The organism is Mesorhizobium intechi (assembly GCF_002879535.1).
Lineage (GTDB): Bacteria > Pseudomonadota > Alphaproteobacteria > Rhizobiales > Rhizobiaceae > Mesorhizobium > Mesorhizobium intechi.
This window is the reverse complement of record NZ_PNOT02000048.1, coordinates 16,790-32,485: the sequence shown is the minus strand read 5'-3', so window position 1 is coordinate 32,485 and position 15,696 is coordinate 16,790. Positions and strand designations below refer to the sequence as shown.

The window sequence follows — 15,696 nt, the reverse complement described above, 5'->3', positions numbered from 1 at the left end:
GCCTTCCCGCGCGAGCTCGTCGGCGCGCTCGTTCTCGGTGTGGCCAGCATGCCCCTTCACCCAGTTCCAGGTGACCTTGTGGCGTCGGTTGGCTTCATCCAGCGCCTGCCACAGCTCGCCGTTCTTGACCGGCTTCTTTTCGGCGGTCTTCCAGCCGTTCTTCTTCCAGCCATGGATCCATTTGGAAATCCCGTCCATGACATATTTGCTGTCGGTGTGAAGCTCGACCGTGCAGGGCTCCTTCAGCGCATTCAGCGCCGATATGGCCGCCAGCAACTCCATGCGGTTGTTGGTCGTTTCGGCCTCGCCACCGGAAAGCTCCTTGGTGGTGCCGTTGAAGCGCAGGATGGCACCCCAGCCGCCAGGGCCGGGATTGCCCGAACAGGCGCCGTCGGTGAAGATTTCAACCTGTTTGCTCATGATGCCCCACATCGGCCAATCCGTATTCCGAAGCCGATTTGATCGCCCGATGGAACCGCATCCGCCTGATATATTCGGTCGGGTCGCGTTTCATGACCAGGCCGCCATCGGGAACGGTCAGCCAGTCGTAAAGCCGGGTCAGCATGAAACGCAGGGCAGAACCGCGCGACAGCATCGGCAGTGCCGCCTTTTCCTCTTCGCTCAGCGGACGCACGCTCTGATAGCCGGCGAGCAGTGCCTTTCCCTTGGTGAGGTTGAAGGAGAAATCCTTCTCGAAACACCATGCGTTGAGGCAGGTGGCGACGTCGTAGGCATATAGGTCGTCACAGGCGAAATAGAAGTCGATCAGGCCGGACAGCTTTTCGCCCAGGAAGAAGACGTTGTCCGGAAACAGGTCGGCATGGATGATGCCCGCCGGAAGGCCCTTCGGCCAGTTGCGTTCGAAATCGGCGAAGTCGGCGTCGACCTCCGCCGCCAGGCCCGGCTCGACCTCGTCGGCCCGGTCGCGGGCTGCGTTCCACAGCTTGCGCCAACCGTCGATGGCGAGCGCATTCGGGCGGGTCATCGGAAAATCGGCACCGGCCAGGTGCAAGGCGGCCAGCGCCTTGCCGACCTCGGCGCAGTGCGTTGCCGTCGGGCGGCGCAGCGAAAGCCCTTCGAGGAAGGTGATGATGACGGCCGGCCGGCCGGCCAGCGTGCCGATGACGCTGCCGTCATGCGCGGTCACTGGCAGCGGGCAAGACACGCCCTTGTTGGCGAGATGGCCCATCAGCCCGAGGAAAAACGGCAAATCCGCCTTGTCGACGCGCTTCTCGTAGAGCGTCAAGATGTAGGAGCCGCTGGAGGTGTGCAGCAGGAAGTTGGAGTTCTCCGTGCCTTCGGCGATGCCTTTGTAGGACAGCAGATCGCCGACCGGATACTGCTTCAGGAAAGCGGCGAGTTCGCCCTCCGCAACGTCGGTATAGACCGCCATCTGCCTTACGCGGCCCCATTGACGAAAGCCATGTCGGCCGGCGTCAGTTCGACATCGCGCAGTACCCGCATGACCGGAAAATCCTCTGTTTCGGTGGCCGTGATGGCCAGGTCGATGGTGACATCGAAGCGCTGGCGGAACGCATCGATGATCTCGTCGACGATGATCTCCGGCGCCGATGCGCCGGCCGACAGGCCAAGCGTCGAAATGGTGCCAATGTCATTCCACGGAATTTCTGCGGCGCGCTGCACGAGAAGCGACATGGTGGCGCCGGCACGCTCGGCCACTTCGACAAGGCGGCGCGAATTGGAGGAATTGGGAGCGCCGACGATCAGATAGAGATCAGCGCCCGGTGCGGTGTCCTTGACCGCCTCCTGGCGGTTGGTGGTGGCGTAGCAGATCGATTCGGCCGCCGGGGCCTGCAGATCGGGAAAGCGCTCCCGCAACGCACGGATGATGCCGGCGGTGTCCTCGACCGACAGCGTGGTCTGGGTGACGAAGCCAAGCGCCTTCGGATCGGCGGGCGCGAGGCTGGCGGCATCTGCCTCGGTCTCGACCAGCGTGACAGCGCCATCCGGCAACTGGCCCATGGTGCCGATCACCTCGGGGTGCCCTGCGTGGCCGATCAACAGCACATGGCGGCCAAGCCGCTGATGGCGCATTGCCTGTTTGTGGACCTTCGAGACCAGCGGGCAGGTGGCGTCGAGATAGAACAGGTTGCGCGCCTGTGCGTCCGCCGGCACCGATTTCGGCACGCCATGCGCGGAGAAGACGACCGGCGACTGCCGGTGTTCGGCCGGTATCTCGGAGAGTTCCTCGATGAAGACGGCGCCAAGGCTCTGCAGCCCTTCGACCACGTAACGGTTGTGCACGATCTCGTGGCGGACATAGACCGGCGCGCCGTATTTCTTCAGCGCCAGCACGACGATCTGGATGGCACGGTCGACGCCGGCGCAGAACCCGCGCGGCTGGCAAAGCCGGATCGTCAGCGGAGGCTTGTTGGTTGTCTGATGCATTAAATCCTGGCCGGTTCGTCAGCGCCGAAATGAGGTGCCTAGCCCTGCCATGTCAAGGGCGTGGGTAGAAAGGGGCGTCGCGCGCGGTCATTCTTCTTTCGCGGGACGGCGAAGCCGCAGGATGAGCACCGCGGCGAGTGCCGCGGCAAGCCCATACCAGGTGACAGCATATTGCAGATGGCTGTTCGGCAGGTCGATGATGGTGACGCCGCCGATCGGCAGGCCGCCGGGATTCGGCGCCTTGTCGGCATCGATGAAGATCGACACCAGCGTGAATCCGGCCGGCAGGCCGGCGCTCGCCGCCATGGTGTCACGGTCCTTCCAGTAGAAGATGTTCTTCGCCACGTCGTTGTCGGGAAGCATCATCGACGGCTTTGCCGGCAGCGGATTGCGGGCAAGCCCGGTGATGGTCACCTTGCCTGGGATCTGCCCCTTGGCGCGCTTGGCCGGGTCTTTCAGATCATAGGGTATGAAACCACGATTGATCAGCACGAATCGGCCATCGTCGAGGGCAAGCGGCGTGTAGACGTTGAAGCCGGCGTCACCTTCCCAAGTCGCGTAGAAATGCCGTTCGCCCGAATGCCGGAACGTGCCGGAGACCGTGACCGGCGTGTAGTCGACGTCGCCGGTCGAGGCGAATTCCTTCTCGACTTCGGCCAGCGGCAGCGGCGCCGAATGGGTACGCCGGTCGATGGTCTGCAGCAGACCTTCCTTCCAGTGCAGGCGCTGGACCTGCCAGGTGCCGAGCGCCAGCAAGATCAAAAGCAGCACCAGACCAAGGCCGAGCAGCAATGCCGATCGTGGCCGCGAACGGCCGGCACCTTTGATGGCTGCCTCGCTCATTCGCCGCGGTCCAGCCGGCCTTCGGCCGCCTTGTTGGCGTATTGGAGAGTGAGCAGCACGCCCTTGATCAGCCGCAGCGCCGTCAGGCACAGCACCAGGGCCAGCGGGATCCAGACCAGCAGATGCAGCCACAGCGGCGGGCTCAGCGTCACCTCGACCCAGAGCGCCAGGCCGACGATGATGAAGCCGATGATCAGGATGACGAAGACCGCGGGTCCGTCGCCCGCATCGGCGAAGGAATAATCGAGGCCGCAATTGACGCAGCGTTTGCCGACGGTGAGGAAGCCGGAAAACAGCCGCCCTTCGCCGCAGCGTGGGCAGCGGCCGTGGAGGCCGGCCGAAATCGGATCGATCGGAGGCCAGATCGCTTTGTCTTCAGTCATCGCTACTGCTCGATCTCTATCGGTGTCCCAGCGGCCACCATTGCCCAGATTTCGTCCATGTCGGAGTCCCTAACGGCAATGCAGCCATCAGTCCAGTCGACCAATTGAAGCAGCCAGCCCCACCGGCCGAAACCATTGGGCTGGCCGTGGATCATGATCATGCCACCGGCGTCGACAGTGCGCGCCATTGCCGCCGCCAGCCCGTCGGCACTGGGATAGGAAATGTGGATCGATCTGTGCGCGATGCCATAGCTGCGCACGACCTTGCCATCGGCGATCAACTCCAGCCGCCGCTCCGCCTTGTGGACATGCACCAGATCGACCTTGTCAGCCGCCAGGGTGGGGGATGCCAGAAGGATGGGTGCGCAAACCGCCCAGGGAATTGTCCGCCGCATCGGCAATCGATCGGCAATCATTGCGCCGAAAAGAAGAAGGCGGCCACGTCGCCGCGGCCGCCCCTTCCTGAAATCCAATCGCGAAGGCCGGATCAGTGGCCTTCGATCACCGCACCAGCCGATCCCCAGACATAGATCGCTGAGAACAGGAACAGCCAGACCACGTCGACGAAGTGCCAGTACCAGGCAGCTGCCTCGAAGCCGAAATGCTGCTTGGGGGTGAAATCGCCCTTTATCGCGCGGATCAGGCAAACCAGCAGGAAGATGGTGCCGATGATGACATGGAAGCCATGGAAGCCGGTCGCCATGAAGAAGGTGGCGCCGTAGATGGAATCCTTGAAGCCGAACGGAGCGTGTATGTACTCATAGGCCTGCACCATGGTGAACAGCATGCCGAGGCCGACGGTCAGCACGAGGCCGTTGATAAGGCCTTTGCGATCGCCATGGATGAGCGAATGGTGCGCCCAGGTGACCGTGGTGCCCGACAGGAGCAGGATGATCGTGTTGTAGAGCGGCAGGTGGAAGGGATCGAGAACCTCCATGCCCTTCGGCGGCCAGACACCACCAGTGAATGTGTGGCGCGCATAGTTCTGCACCTCGCCGGCAAAAAGGCTGGCATCGAAATAGGCCCAGAACCAGGCAACGAAGAACATCACCTCCGAGGCGATGAACATGATCATGCCGTAGCGCAGATGCAGCGACACGACGCGCGTGTGATGACCCTCATGCGCTTCCTTGATCGTGTCCGACCACCAGGCGAACATGGTGTAGAGCACGATGACAAGGCCGATGAAGAACAGCCATGGATTGGCGATGTTGTGGCCGAAGATCGGGAAGGAGCCGCCCTTCAAATACTCCATGAGGCAGACACCGCCGAAGGCCATGACGAGCGCCCCGATCGAGCCCAGGAAGGGCCACGGGCTTGGGTCGACGAGATGATAGTCGTGATGTTTTGCGTGCGCGTCTGCCATATCAACCCCCGAGATTTGCTTCGGTATCTGAAATTGTCTTGCTGGTGCCTTGGACCGGCTCCGAAGAGGCAACCGGCTTGTTCTTCTCGACCGGGAACATCGTATAGGACAGCGTGATCGTCTTCACGTCCTTCAGTTCCGGCACATTCACGATATCGGGGTCCACATAGAACAGGACCGGCATGTCCAGTGTCTCGCCGGGCTTCAGCGACGTATCGGTGAAGCAGAAACACTCGACCTTGTTGAAATACGGGCCCGCCAGTTCCGGCTGCACGTTGAAGGTGGCGCGGCCGGTTACGGCGCGATCGAACTTGTTGGTCGCCTGATAATGCGCCTGCACGGTCTCGCCGATCTTCATGGTCATCGAGCGCTGGACCGGCTGGAATTCCCACGGCACGCCGGCAATATTGGCATCGAAGCGCACGGTGATCTCACGGTCGAGCACGCGGCCGGCATATTGCTTCTCGACACGTTGCGTCGTGCCGCCATAGCCGGTCGCCTGGCAGAACATCTTGTAGAGCGGCACGGCGGCATAGGCCATGCCGATCATGCCGGTGAAGAAGGCAAGGCAGACAGCCGCGACGATGCGGTTGCGGTTCTTGCCGGCCGGCTTTCTGGACGTCTCGACGCTCATCACATCGTGCCCAGATTGTGGCCGAACTTGACGATGGTGGCGATGTAGAAAATGACGACCAGAACCGCCAGCGCCACACCTATGGCGATGGATCGGCTGCGCTGGGCCTTCCTCTGACGCTCGGTCAAGGTGACCGTCTCAAGCTTTTCCTGGACCATGATCATGCCCCACCCATGGCAAGCGCGCGCTCGACAACGCTGTCGGCCAGGTAGGCAGCGAAGATGGCGAAGAGATAAAGCAACGAATAGGCAAACAGCGCCTTGGCCGGCTTCATGATGCGGTCGTTATCGGCCATGCCGAGCACTTTCCATGCGTACCAGACGAAGCCAAGACCAAGCAGTATGGCGGCCACGCCATAGAAAGGCGTCGTATAGCCGAGCAGCCACGGCGCCACGCCGACCGGGGCCAGCACCAGCGCATAGGCGAAGATCTGACGGCGGGTCGAAGCGTGGCCGGCGACGTTGGGCATCATCGGGATGCCGGCCCGCTCATAATCCCCGGACTTGAATAGTGCGAGCGCCCAGAAATGCGGCGGCGTCCACAGGAAGATGATCAGGAACAGGACGATGCTTTCCAGGCTGACCGATCCGGTCACCGCGGCCCAGCCGATAACCGGCGGAATAGCGCCGGCCGCGCCGCCGATGACGATGTTCTGCGGCGTCCAGCGCTTCAACCACATCGTGTAGACGACGGCATAGAAGAAGATGGTGAAGGCCAGCAGCGTCGCCGACAGCCAGTTGACCAGCACGCCGAGCGTCATCACCGACAGCACCGACAAGACCAGGCCGAAGCTGAGCGCCTCGTGCGGCTGGATGCGGCCGGACGGCACCGGACGGCTTGCGGTTCTGGTCATCACCGCGTCGATGTCGGCATCGTACCACATGTTGAGCGCGCCCGAGGCGCCGGCGCCAATGGCAATGGACAGGATGGCGATGACCGCCAGCAGCGGGTTGATGGTCACCGGGGCGGCGACCAGCCCGACAAAGGCGGTGAACACCACCAGCGACATGACGCGCGGCTTCAGCAAGGCGAAGAAATCGCCCGCCGTCGCTTCCGACATGCGGAAGCCCGCTTCGTCTATGCTGGTTTCGTCGACTAGGGCCATGCGTACTCAGTCCATCATTCCGTTGGCCAAAACCGCCGGCGGGCCGGCGGTTTCGTATTCGGGCGGAAGCCGCCTTACTTGATCTTCGGCAGCTGCTCCCACTGGTGGAACGGCGGCGGCGAAGGCAGCTGCCATTCGAGCGTGGTGGCGCCCTCGCCCCATGGGTTGGCGCCGGCGATCCGCTTCTTCTGGAAGGCTTCGAACACGCCGTAGAGGAAGATCGCCACACCGACGGCCGAGATATAGGAGCCGATCGACGAGACATAGTTCCAGCCGGCAAACGCATCCGGATAGTCGATGGTGCGGCGCGGCATGCCGGCCAGGCCAAGGAAATGCTGCGGGAAGAAGATCAGGTTGACGCCGACGAAGGTGACCCAGAAGTGGGTGTTGGCGATGACGGGCGAATACATGTAGCCGGTCATCTTGGGGAACCAGTAGTACCAGCCGGCGAAGATGGCGAACACCGCGCCCAGCGACAGCACGTAGTGGAAGTGGGCGATGACGAAATAGGTGTCGTGCAGCGAGCGGTCGAGGCCGGCATTGGCCAGCTGAACGCCGGTGACGCCACCGATGGTGAACAGGAAGATGAAGCCCAGCGCCCACAGCATCGGCGTCTTGAACGAGATCGATCCGCCCCACATCGTCGCGATCCACGAGAAAATCTTAACGCCCGTCGGCACCGCGATGACCATGGTGGCGAAGACGAAGTAGCGCTGCGTGTCCAGCGAAAGGCCGGTCGTATACATGTGGTGCGCCCAGACGATGAAGCCGACGGCGCCGATCGCGACCATGGCGTAGGCCATGCCGAGATAACCGAACACCGGCTTCTTCGAGAAGGTCGAGACGATGTGGCTGATGATGCCGAAGCCCGGCAGGATCAGGATGTACACTTCCGGATGGCCGAAGAACCAGAACAGATGCTGGAACAGCAGCGGATCGCCGCCGCCATCGGGCGCAAAGAAGGTGGTGCCGAAGTTGCGGTCGGTGAGCAGCATGGTGATGCCGCCGGCCAGGACCGGCAGGGACAACAGCAGCAAGAAGGCGGTGACCAGCACCGACCAGGCGAACAGCGGCATCTTGTGCAGCGTCATGCCCGGAGCGCGCATGTTGAAGATGGTGGTGATGAAGTTGATCGCGCCGAGGATCGACGAGGCACCGGCGATGTGGATCGACAGGATCGCCAGATCCATGGCCGGTCCGGGCTGACCCGAGGTCGACAACGGCGGATAGAGCGTCCAGCCGCCGCCGACGCCGAAGGCGCCCGGCGCGCTCGGCACGAACATCGAGGTGAGCAGCAGGATGAAGGCCGGCGGCAGCAGCCAGAAGGAGATGTTGTTCATGCGCGGGAACGCCATGTCGGGTGCGCCGATCATGATCGGCACCATCCAGTTGGCGAAGCCGCCGATCAGGGCCGGCATGACCATGAAGAAGATCATGATCAGCGCATGGGCGGTGGCGAAGGCGTTGTACATGCTCTTGCCGCCGTCGATCGCGGCGTCACCGTTCATACCGTAGACCATCTGCGCCAGACCGCTGAAGATCTGGATGCCAGGCTCCTGCAACTCCATGCGGATGGCGACCGACAGCGCGCCGCCGATGATGCCGGCCATGATCGCGAAGATCAGATAGAGCGTGCCGATGTCCTTGTGGTTGGTCGAATAGACCCAGCGCACCCAGCCATGATAAGGCTTGTGGTCGTGGCCGTCGTGAGCTGCAGCGTCTGCCATGTTCCGCTCCGTTCCCTAAATCTTGCTGACCCGCGGCATCAATTGCCGGCGGCCGCTACCTTGTTCTGGCCATCGACCTCGGCCATCAGCGTCTTGTTGGCGCCGGGCAGATCGGTCTTGGCCGCAGCCAGCCAGGTCTTGAACTGCGCGTCGGAGACGACACGAATGGCGATCGGCATGAAGGCGTGGTCCTTGCCGCAAAGCTGCGAACACTGGCCGTAATAGAGGCCTTCCTTCTCCGCCTTGAACCAGGTCTCGTTGGTGCGCCCCGGAATGGCGTCGATCTTGATGCCGAAGGACGGCATGGCGAAGGAGTGGATCACGTCGGTCGCGGTGACGAGCACGCGCGTCATCGTGTTGACCGGCACCACCAGCTCATTGTCAACGGCGAGCAGGCGCGGATAGACCTTGCGATCCTCCTTGCCGGCCTTGGCGCGATCGCCATCCTGGAGGATGGCCGAATTGAAGGAGAGCGTGTTGTCGGTCTGGTATTCGTAGTCCCAGTTCCACTGGTTGCCGGTCGCCTTGACGGTCAGCTTGGCTTCTTCCGGCGGGGTGTACTGCGCGGTCAGAAGCTGGAACGAAGGAATGGCGAGGCAGAGCAGGACCACGACCGGGCCGACGGTCCAGATCACCTCGATCAGCGTGTTGTGGCTCGTCTTGGAGGGAACCGGGTTTGCGCTCGCGCGGAACCTGACGATGCAGTAGGCGAGGAGAAGCAGCACCAGGATGGTGATCGGGACGATGAACCACATCGTGTAGTTTCCGAACCATTCGATCTGCCGCATCATGTCGGTCGCCGGCGCCTGGAAGGTCGTCTCCCACGCCACGGGCTGGTCGGCATGGGCGGACGTACCGGCGAAAAGCGCGGTGACAGCCCCAGCACTGGCTAGAAACTTGGCGTCTGCTAGGAAATTTCTCATCGCCCTCTTCGTCTCCCAGTTCCTCGCGGCAGCGCCAACGAGAATAACGAACAATGCCGGGACGGGAATCCCGACAGTCTCAAGCTGGTTCAAACCATACTCTTTTTCCCTCTGCAAGAAAGGAGCGGAGGAAACTGTGCGGCATTTTTGCGCGCAAGCTGAGACGGCTCTTCCGGGGCAGCGGCGATGGCGGCGCATCGCGTATGTTTGGCAGGCTGCTCGCATCATGTCGGCAAGGTGCGCGATGCGTCGTAATTCAGGCGAATTTGGCAAGGAAAAGCGCTGGATTGCCTGTTTCGGGACAGTTCGGCAGCGGTCTCGTCCTTTACTTGGCATTGGCGCGGCTTAAAGTGCCGTGATTCGCAATGGAGCCGTCATGAACTCTTGGCTTTCGAGACTGGGGCATACGAGACCGGGGCTTTCGAGCACCTTGGTCAAGGCCATGTTTCTTGCCGCTTTGTCCGCGGCAAGCCTGTTCGTCGCCGGTCAGGCCAATGCAGCCCAGCCGAGTGGCACCGTGCGCTCGACACATGGCGCATGGTCGATCATCTGCGACACGCCGGCGGGCGCCACCTCCGAACAATGCGTGATGATGCAGAATGTCGTCGCCGAGGATCGTCCGGAGATGGGGCTGTCGGTGGTCGTGCTGCGCACCGCTGACAACAAGGCCGAGATCCTGCGCGTGCTGGCGCCGCTCGGTGTGCTTTTGCCGAACGGGCTCGGCCTCAATGTCGACGGCAAGGACATCGGCCGTGCCTATTTCGTGCGCTGCTTCCAGGACGGCTGCTATGCTGAGGTCATCCTCGAAAAGCCGCTGCTCGACACGCTGAAGACCGGCACGTCAGCGACGTTCATCGTCTTCCAGACGCCTGAGGAAGGCATCGGCATCCCCGTCGACCTCAAGGGTTTTGCCGACGGCTTTGCCGCCCTTCCCTGATCCCGGAGCTTGGCGCGGAACCAGGTTCTGACGCAGCTCTCCTGAAAGCCGCATCGGCCGGCCGTTGTCATTCGTCGACGCCGATCCTCATTGCCGATTGTGCGGGCGCGGCTTCGCGCCTACATCGGGGGAAAGCAATCTTCCCACGGACGGACGCGCCATGAACAGCCTGATCGGCCAATTCGATATTTCCGACGATCGCATCAAGCAGATTGTCGCCGACACCATCAACGGCGCCGACGACGGCGAACTGTTTCTCGAATACAGCGAAAGCGAGGCGCTGATGTTCGACAACGGCCGGCTGAAGACCGCCAATTTCAACACCGACCAGGGATTTGGCCTGCGTGCCGTAGCGGGTGAAGCCAGTGGCTACGCCCATTCGAGCGACCTGTCCGAGGCCTCGCTGCTGCGCGCGGCCGCGGCCGTCTCGACGGTCAAGGGCGGCTATTCCGGTACGCTTGCCGCCGCCCCCGCCCGCACCAACAGCCATCTCTACGGCGACGAGAACCCGATCCCCTCGCCCTCCTTCGAGGCCAAGGCGAAACTGCTGCAGGAAATCGACGCCTGGCTGCGCGCCGAGGATCCACGCGTGCGCCAGGTGACGGCCTCGCTCGCGGCGTCCTGGCAGCATGTCGAGATCGTGCGCGCCGACGGCCAAATGGTGCGCGATATAAGGCCGCTGGTCCGCATCAACGTCTCGGTCGTGGTCGGCGATGGCGACCGCCAGGAAAGCGGCTCCTACGGCATGGGCGGCCGCAAGGCGTTCGGCGACTTCCTGATCGAGGACAGCTGGAAGCATGCCGCCAGGGAAGCGCTGAGGCAGGCGCTGGTCAATCTCGAGGCAATCCCTGCTCCGGCCGGAACCTTCGACATCGTGTTGTCCAGCGGCTGGCCGGGCGTCATGCTGCACGAGGCCGTCGGGCACGGGCTGGAAGGTGATTTCAACCGCAAGAAGACGTCGGCCTTCGCGGGACTGCTGGGCCAGCAGGTCGCCGCCAAGGGCGTTACCGTCGTCGACGACGGCACCATACCGGAGCGCCGCGGCTCGCTCACCGTCGATGACGAGGGCACGCCTTCAGCCCGCAATGTGCTGATCGAGGACGGCAAACTGGTCGGCTACATGCAGGACCGCCAGAACGCCCGGCTGATGGGCATGAATGCCACCGGCAACGGCCGGCGCGAAGGCTATGCACACCAGCCGATGCCGCGCATGACCAACACTTACATGACGTCGGGCGACATGGACCCGGACGAGATCATCGCCTCGGTCAAGAACGGTATCTACGCCGTCTCCTTCGGCGGCGGCCAGGTCGACATCACGTCGGGCAAGTTCGTGTTCGGCTGCACCGAGGCCTACATGATCGAGAACGGCAAGGTGACGCAGCCGATCAAGGGCGCCATGCTGATCGGCAATGGGCCTGACGCCATGCACCGCGTCTCGATGGTCGGCAACGACATGAAGCTCGACAATGGCATCGGCATGTGCGGCAAGGCCGGACAGGGCGTGCCGGTCGGCGTCGGCCAGCCGCATCTCAGGATGAACCAAATGACCGTGGGCGGCACCAGGGTGTGATGGCGGCCTTATAGCCTTCAAATCAGCGTCACGTCCGACAATCCTACGCTTGTCTCACATCGAGGCAAGCGACAATGGCCGGGTCCGAAGAGCTTATCACCACCGTCTCAACCACCGCGAATTGGTCAGGGCCGCGCAGGCAGCGGGGCGCGGTGACGTGCAAGAAGCATAGCGCGATGCGTGGCGGAGCGGCGCCACGCCGCATTGCCGGCCGCGGACACGAACATGTTAACGCCTTCTTAAATGTTTAGTTGATCACGCACGATCGCCCCATTACCTTTGATCGGTCCTCTCGTGCGGTGGTGTTGCCAGTGCTGCGTTCCCTCGGCGTCCTGACTTCCTCCTTCCTGCTTTCCGGTATTTCGCTGTTTGGCGCAACGTCGCTGAATGTCAGTTCGGCATCAGCGCAATCAACCTTGCCCAAGCAGTCGACCTTGTTCGGGAAGACGCAATCATCCTCGGATGCCTCACGCTTTGCCGTGGTCGGCGGCCCCACCAGCGTCCCCTACGGATGGGTCGATTTCTGCCATCGCCGGCCAAAAGAATGCAAGGTGCCGGCTCTTCAGGCCACGAATATCAAGCTGAACGCGCAGACCTTGCGCATCCTCAAGCGGATCAATCAGAAGGCGAATAGTTCCATCAAGCCGGTCAGCAATTTCGATCACTGGGGCACGATGATGGACCACTGGGACTATCCGGTGGACGGCAAGGGTGACTGCAAGATCTACGCGCTCTACAAGCGCAAGCTTCTCATGGAGGCGGGATTTCCCCGGCAGGCGCTGCTGATGACGGTGGTGCACGACCTCGACAATGAAGGCCACACCATCCTGACGGTGAAAACCGACAAGGGCGATCTGGTCCTCGACAATCTGGTCGACCAAATCAGGCCCTGGAACGCCACCGGCTACTACTTCGTGAAACGCCAGTCGCAGCAGAATCCGAATATCTGGGTGTCGATCAACCGGAGAGGCGGCACGCCGCAGACCCTCACGAACGTTGCCAAGCTCGTAGACTGAGCAGCCGTTCACCGCGGTAGCCCAAGCACGCCACGGACGATTGCGGTGGCCGCCGCTGCGCCGCCATGTTTTGTCGCCGGCCGACACGGCCGGGTGACCTCACACAACGCGACCAGCGACGCGTTTCAAGCCTTTGTCTCGTGCAAGTCGCGACCCCAAGCCGGACCACCGCTGGCCGACATGCGCTATTTCTTGCAAGCGGGCTCATTGGGGTGCCCGCAAGACGGCTTCCTGACGGCCGGCGGCTGCGGCTTCGGCTGTGCCTGCCGCTGCACCTGCGGCTGCGGCCGGGCGTGGAACTCCGGCCTCTGCGGCCTTTGCTGACCCTGCACCTTCAGCTGAGGGTTGCCGTTGTTGACCTTGAATTTCTGCTGGACACTGCCACCACCGTTGCCGCTGGCAGGCAACTTGTGGAATTTCGGCCCGTTGCCATTGCCCTGGGCCCCATTGCCTTGCCCATTGGCCTGGCCGTTCGGCTGGCCACCGCCCTGATTGTGAAGCTTGTTGAACTTGCCGTTGGGCGGAGTCTGGCCTGAACTCCGGCCAGTGAGCGCCGAACCGTTGTTCACCGCGTTGACCGCAGGCGCGCCGTTGGCGCCCGGAAGCTTGCGCAACTTGGCATCCTTGCCGGTCTTGCCAGGACCGTTCTGGCCCTGCCCAGCGCCCTGGCCGTTGGCCCCTTTTTGCCCATTCACTACCGGGTTGCCGGTCACGGCGTTTCCACCGGCCGTGGCCTGATTGTTAAGGAGCTTGCCGGACTTGTTCTTGGGCAGGTTCGGGTTGTTGGGCAGGTTGCGTCCATTCAGCACCGGCTTGCCATTGACGAGGGGCAGCGTCTGGCCACCCTGCCCCGGCTTCAGCGGCAGGCCGCCCGGGTTCTGCTTAGGCAGATTCGCGTTGTTGGGCAGGTTCCGCCCATTCAGCACCGGTTTGCCATTGACAAGCGGCAGCGTGTTGCCGTCGGCGCCGGGCAAGGCATGACCCGCCAGCTTGTTGGCAGGCAATGTCTTCGACAGCGGCGTGACACCGCCCGGCTGCTGGCCGCCCTGCCCCGGCTTCTGCGGGAGGCCGCCCGGGTTCTGCTTGGAGAGCACGGTTTCCTTTTTCTGCAGGAAGGCCGGCAACGCCACCTTCGTTGCCAGCGCCGCCGCACCCAGGCCCACGGCGCCAGCAGTCAGTTTCTGGCCGGTGGTGAGGCCACCACCCTGGTTGTTGTTCTCGTTGATCGTCGTGTTGTTGATAGTGGTGTTGTGGATGTTGTTGAAGATGACGTCGTTCGGCGGCGGGGAGATATCACGCGGCGGGTTCACCCAGGCAGGCACCGGCACGAAAACAGGCGTCGGCAGAAGGAAGATACCGACCGGCGGCGGCGGTGGTGCCAGTTCAATGAAGTCGCGCGGTCGCGGCGGCAGGAAGATGACCGCCACGGGTGGTGGTGGTGCGAAATCGAATTCCGGGTCGTCGAAATAGAGCACAGGCCGGTCGACATAGACGATCTCGTCGGGCGGTGGCGGCGGCACGTCGTAGGCGTAAACGGCAAAACCCTGCGGCGGTTCAAGCGCGGCATCGAAATGCTCGAGCCTGCGCCTTGCGTCCCAGGCGTGCGGACCGTGCGGATAGCGATCGAGATAGGACCAGTAGGCTTCGGGCGTGTCCCTCAGCCAGGTCTGGCGCCAGGTGATCGCCTCGCGCCGCGCCGCGAGGATCGCGCGCACGCGCCTGGCCATCGGATCGTGGGGGTAGGCGACCAGAAAATCCTCGTAGCCACGCATCGTGTCGCGATCGAGAGCCGCGATATAGGCATCACGCGCATCGAAGTCGCGGATTTCCTTGGTCCGCATGGCGCCGACCTCGGCCGACGACACCTGCTGCTGCGGGGCATCCGGCCCGCGGTCGAAGAAGACGAAAGGCTCCGTGATCTTGGAGGCGTTCCAGGGCAATTCCGCCCCCTGCGTCACCTCGTTGACACGCAGGCGCGTGCGGTCGAAGACGTCACCGAGTTGCAGGCCGCCATCCCTGATCATCTCGGCAAGCGCCTGCGCATAGGCGCCGTAAGGCCCTTTTCCTTCCGGCGCGACCGTGCCCGGGGCTGCGTTGAAGGCAATCAGCATGTTCGGGTCGGGGTCGACCAGTGCAAGGCCGCCGGCCAGCGGCTGGTTCGACTTGGCGAAGGAGTTTGGCCGCGCCACGTCGAGCACGACGATGTTGACCTTGGTGGGCAGCGCTGCAAGCGGCTTGGTGAGGTCGGAGATCTGCACCGCGGCCATCGGCACGTCAGCGGCGTTGGCGATCTGGGCATCAACGGGCGCGAAATAGTTCTCGCCCTCGAACTGCAGGCCCTGGCCGGCCAGATAGACAAACACCACTGCGTCGGGACCGGCTGCCGTCACCTTGGCGAGGAAATCGCGATAGGCGCCACGCAGCGATTCCTGGTCGACATCGCGCGCGCCGACCACATCGAACCCCGCCGCTTGCAATGTCTGGGCAATCAGGCCGGCATCGTTGGCCGGTGTCGCCAGCGCGCCCGCCGGATAGGCGGCGTTGCCGATGACGAAGGCAAGGCGCCTCTGGTTTTGCGCCAGCGCCGCTGCCGTCGACCCGTACGCGAAAATGGAGAGGGCAATGAAAAAAGCGACGAGTTTCGAGACCGTCCGCATTACGATCATCCGTCAGGTGAGAGTGCCGGTGCTTCCGCCCAGCCGGACTAGGCTGGTACAAGAAGGCGGCTTTGCGGCGTCAATCCGGCCGCTTTGGGCCGGGAGAGGCTGAAGCGCCCGGTC

Annotated in this window: 16 protein-coding genes; 3 read left to right on the top strand and 13 right to left on the bottom strand. The window is 63.0% G+C overall.

Annotation, left to right across the window (positions count from 1 at the left end):
* From rnhA to coxB, 12 genes are all read right to left on the bottom strand, one after another.
* A partial coding sequence (gene rnhA / locus C1D09_RS04435) for a ribonuclease HI (protein WP_143973171.1) occupies positions 1 to 420 on the bottom strand: 420 nt, incomplete at its 3' end.
* Complete coding sequence (locus C1D09_RS04430) at positions 404 to 1,393, bottom strand: homoserine kinase (protein WP_143973170.1); 990 nt, start codon at positions 1,391 to 1,393, stop codon at positions 404 to 406. The genes C1D09_RS04430 and rnhA, both read right to left, overlap by 17 nt.
* A gap of 5 nt (positions 1,394 to 1,398) precedes the next feature.
* Positions 1,399 to 2,409: a 4-hydroxy-3-methylbut-2-enyl diphosphate reductase gene (ispH, locus tag C1D09_RS04425; protein ID WP_143973169.1), complete on the bottom strand. Its 1,011-nt coding sequence runs from the start codon at positions 2,407 to 2,409 to the stop codon at positions 1,399 to 1,401.
* A gap of 87 nt (positions 2,410 to 2,496) precedes the next feature.
* Positions 2,497 to 3,252 carry an SURF1 family protein gene (locus tag C1D09_RS04420; protein WP_167514486.1) on the bottom strand — a complete coding sequence of 252 codons (756 nt, stop codon included), beginning with the start codon at positions 3,250 to 3,252 and terminating at the stop codon, positions 2,497 to 2,499.
* A complete protein-coding gene (locus C1D09_RS04415; RefSeq protein WP_143973168.1) occupies positions 3,249 to 3,635 on the bottom strand; it encodes a DUF983 domain-containing protein in 387 nt (128 codons plus the stop codon). Before C1D09_RS04415 ends, C1D09_RS04420 begins: the two co-directional genes overlap by 4 nt.
* A gap of 2 nt (positions 3,636 to 3,637) precedes the next feature.
* Positions 3,638 to 4,030, bottom strand: coding sequence for a L,D-transpeptidase family protein (locus tag C1D09_RS04410; protein WP_143973167.1), 393 nt, complete (start codon positions 4,028 to 4,030; stop codon positions 3,638 to 3,640).
* Positions 4,031 to 4,122: 92 nt separating this feature from the next.
* The gene (locus tag C1D09_RS04405; RefSeq protein ID WP_143973166.1) at positions 4,123 to 5,001 is read right to left on the bottom strand and encodes a cytochrome c oxidase subunit 3; all 879 of its coding nucleotides are present in this window, start codon (positions 4,999 to 5,001) and stop codon (positions 4,123 to 4,125) included.
* 1 nt (position 5,002) lies between these two features.
* On the bottom strand, positions 5,003 to 5,635 hold the full coding sequence (locus C1D09_RS04400; protein ID WP_143973165.1) for a cytochrome c oxidase assembly protein: 633 nt from the start codon (positions 5,633 to 5,635) through the stop codon (positions 5,003 to 5,005).
* Positions 5,635 to 5,793, bottom strand: a complete 159-nt coding sequence (locus C1D09_RS04395; protein ID WP_143973164.1) for a hypothetical protein — start codon at positions 5,791 to 5,793, stop codon at positions 5,635 to 5,637. Before C1D09_RS04395 ends, C1D09_RS04400 begins: the two co-directional genes overlap by 1 nt.
* 2 nt (positions 5,794 to 5,795) lie before the next feature.
* Positions 5,796 to 6,740 (bottom strand): heme o synthase, encoded by a 945-nt coding sequence (locus tag C1D09_RS04390; protein ID WP_143973163.1) that lies wholly within the window; start codon positions 6,738 to 6,740, stop codon positions 5,796 to 5,798.
* Between the two features lie 74 nt (positions 6,741 to 6,814).
* The gene (gene ctaD, locus C1D09_RS04385) at positions 6,815 to 8,467 is read right to left on the bottom strand and encodes a cytochrome c oxidase subunit I (RefSeq protein WP_010914889.1); all 1,653 of its coding nucleotides are present in this window, start codon (positions 8,465 to 8,467) and stop codon (positions 6,815 to 6,817) included.
* A gap of 38 nt (positions 8,468 to 8,505) precedes the next feature.
* Positions 8,506 to 9,390 carry a cytochrome c oxidase subunit II gene (gene coxB / locus C1D09_RS04380; RefSeq protein WP_143973162.1) on the bottom strand — a complete coding sequence of 295 codons (885 nt, stop codon included), beginning with the start codon at positions 9,388 to 9,390 and terminating at the stop codon, positions 8,506 to 8,508.
* Positions 9,391 to 9,766: 376 nt separating this feature from the next.
* On the opposite strand from coxB, the gene C1D09_RS04375 reads away from it, so the two are divergent.
* From C1D09_RS04375 to C1D09_RS04365, 3 genes are all read left to right on the top strand, one after another.
* A complete protein-coding gene (locus C1D09_RS04375) occupies positions 9,767 to 10,327 on the top strand; it encodes an invasion associated locus B family protein (RefSeq protein ID WP_140887460.1) in 561 nt (186 codons plus the stop codon).
* Between the two features lie 160 nt (positions 10,328 to 10,487).
* Positions 10,488 to 11,900: a metalloprotease TldD gene (gene tldD, locus C1D09_RS04370; RefSeq protein WP_143973161.1), complete on the top strand. Its 1,413-nt coding sequence runs from the start codon at positions 10,488 to 10,490 to the stop codon at positions 11,898 to 11,900.
* 311 nt (positions 11,901 to 12,211) lie between these two features.
* Positions 12,212 to 12,916, top strand: coding sequence for a transglutaminase-like cysteine peptidase (locus C1D09_RS04365; protein ID WP_167514487.1), 705 nt, complete (start codon positions 12,212 to 12,214; stop codon positions 12,914 to 12,916).
* 185 nt (positions 12,917 to 13,101) lie between these two features.
* Here the strand turns inward: C1D09_RS04365 and C1D09_RS04360 are convergent, their stop codons facing one another.
* Positions 13,102 to 15,582 (bottom strand): caspase family protein, encoded by a 2,481-nt coding sequence (locus C1D09_RS04360; RefSeq protein ID WP_143973160.1) that lies wholly within the window; start codon positions 15,580 to 15,582, stop codon positions 13,102 to 13,104.
* Positions 15,583 to 15,696: the final 114 nt, after the last annotated feature.

Coding starts and splice junctions, on each gene's coding strand:
- C1D09_RS04430 (WP_143973170.1), bottom strand. CDS start 1,393: ATGGCGGTCTATACCGACGTTGCGGAGGGCGAACTCGCCGCTTTCCTG.
- ispH (WP_143973169.1), bottom strand. CDS start 2,409: ATGCATCAGACAACCAACAAGCCTCCGCTGACGATCCGGCTTTGCCAG.
- C1D09_RS04420 (WP_167514486.1), bottom strand. CDS start 3,252: ATGAGCGAGGCAGCCATCAAAGGTGCCGGCCGTTCGCGGCCACGATCG.
- C1D09_RS04415 (WP_143973168.1), bottom strand. CDS start 3,635: ATGACTGAAGACAAAGCGATCTGGCCTCCGATCGATCCGATTTCGGCC.
- C1D09_RS04410 (WP_143973167.1), bottom strand. CDS start 4,030: ATGCGGCGGACAATTCCCTGGGCGGTTTGCGCACCCATCCTTCTGGCA.
- C1D09_RS04405 (WP_143973166.1), bottom strand. CDS start 5,001: ATGGCAGACGCGCACGCAAAACATCACGACTATCATCTCGTCGACCCA.
- C1D09_RS04400 (WP_143973165.1), bottom strand. CDS start 5,635: ATGAGCGTCGAGACGTCCAGAAAGCCGGCCGGCAAGAACCGCAACCGC.
- C1D09_RS04395 (WP_143973164.1), bottom strand. CDS start 5,793: ATGGTCCAGGAAAAGCTTGAGACGGTCACCTTGACCGAGCGTCAGAGG.
- C1D09_RS04390 (WP_143973163.1), bottom strand. CDS start 6,740: ATGGCCCTAGTCGACGAAACCAGCATAGACGAAGCGGGCTTCCGCATG.
- ctaD (WP_010914889.1), bottom strand. CDS start 8,467: ATGGCAGACGCTGCAGCTCACGACGGCCACGACCACAAGCCTTATCAT.
- coxB (WP_143973162.1), bottom strand. CDS start 9,390: ATGAGAAATTTCCTAGCAGACGCCAAGTTTCTAGCCAGTGCTGGGGCT.
- C1D09_RS04375 (WP_140887460.1), top strand. CDS start 9,767: ATGAACTCTTGGCTTTCGAGACTGGGGCATACGAGACCGGGGCTTTCG.
- tldD (WP_143973161.1), top strand. CDS start 10,488: ATGAACAGCCTGATCGGCCAATTCGATATTTCCGACGATCGCATCAAG.
- C1D09_RS04360 (WP_143973160.1), bottom strand. CDS start 15,582: ATGATCGTAATGCGGACGGTCTCGAAACTCGTCGCTTTTTTCATTGCC.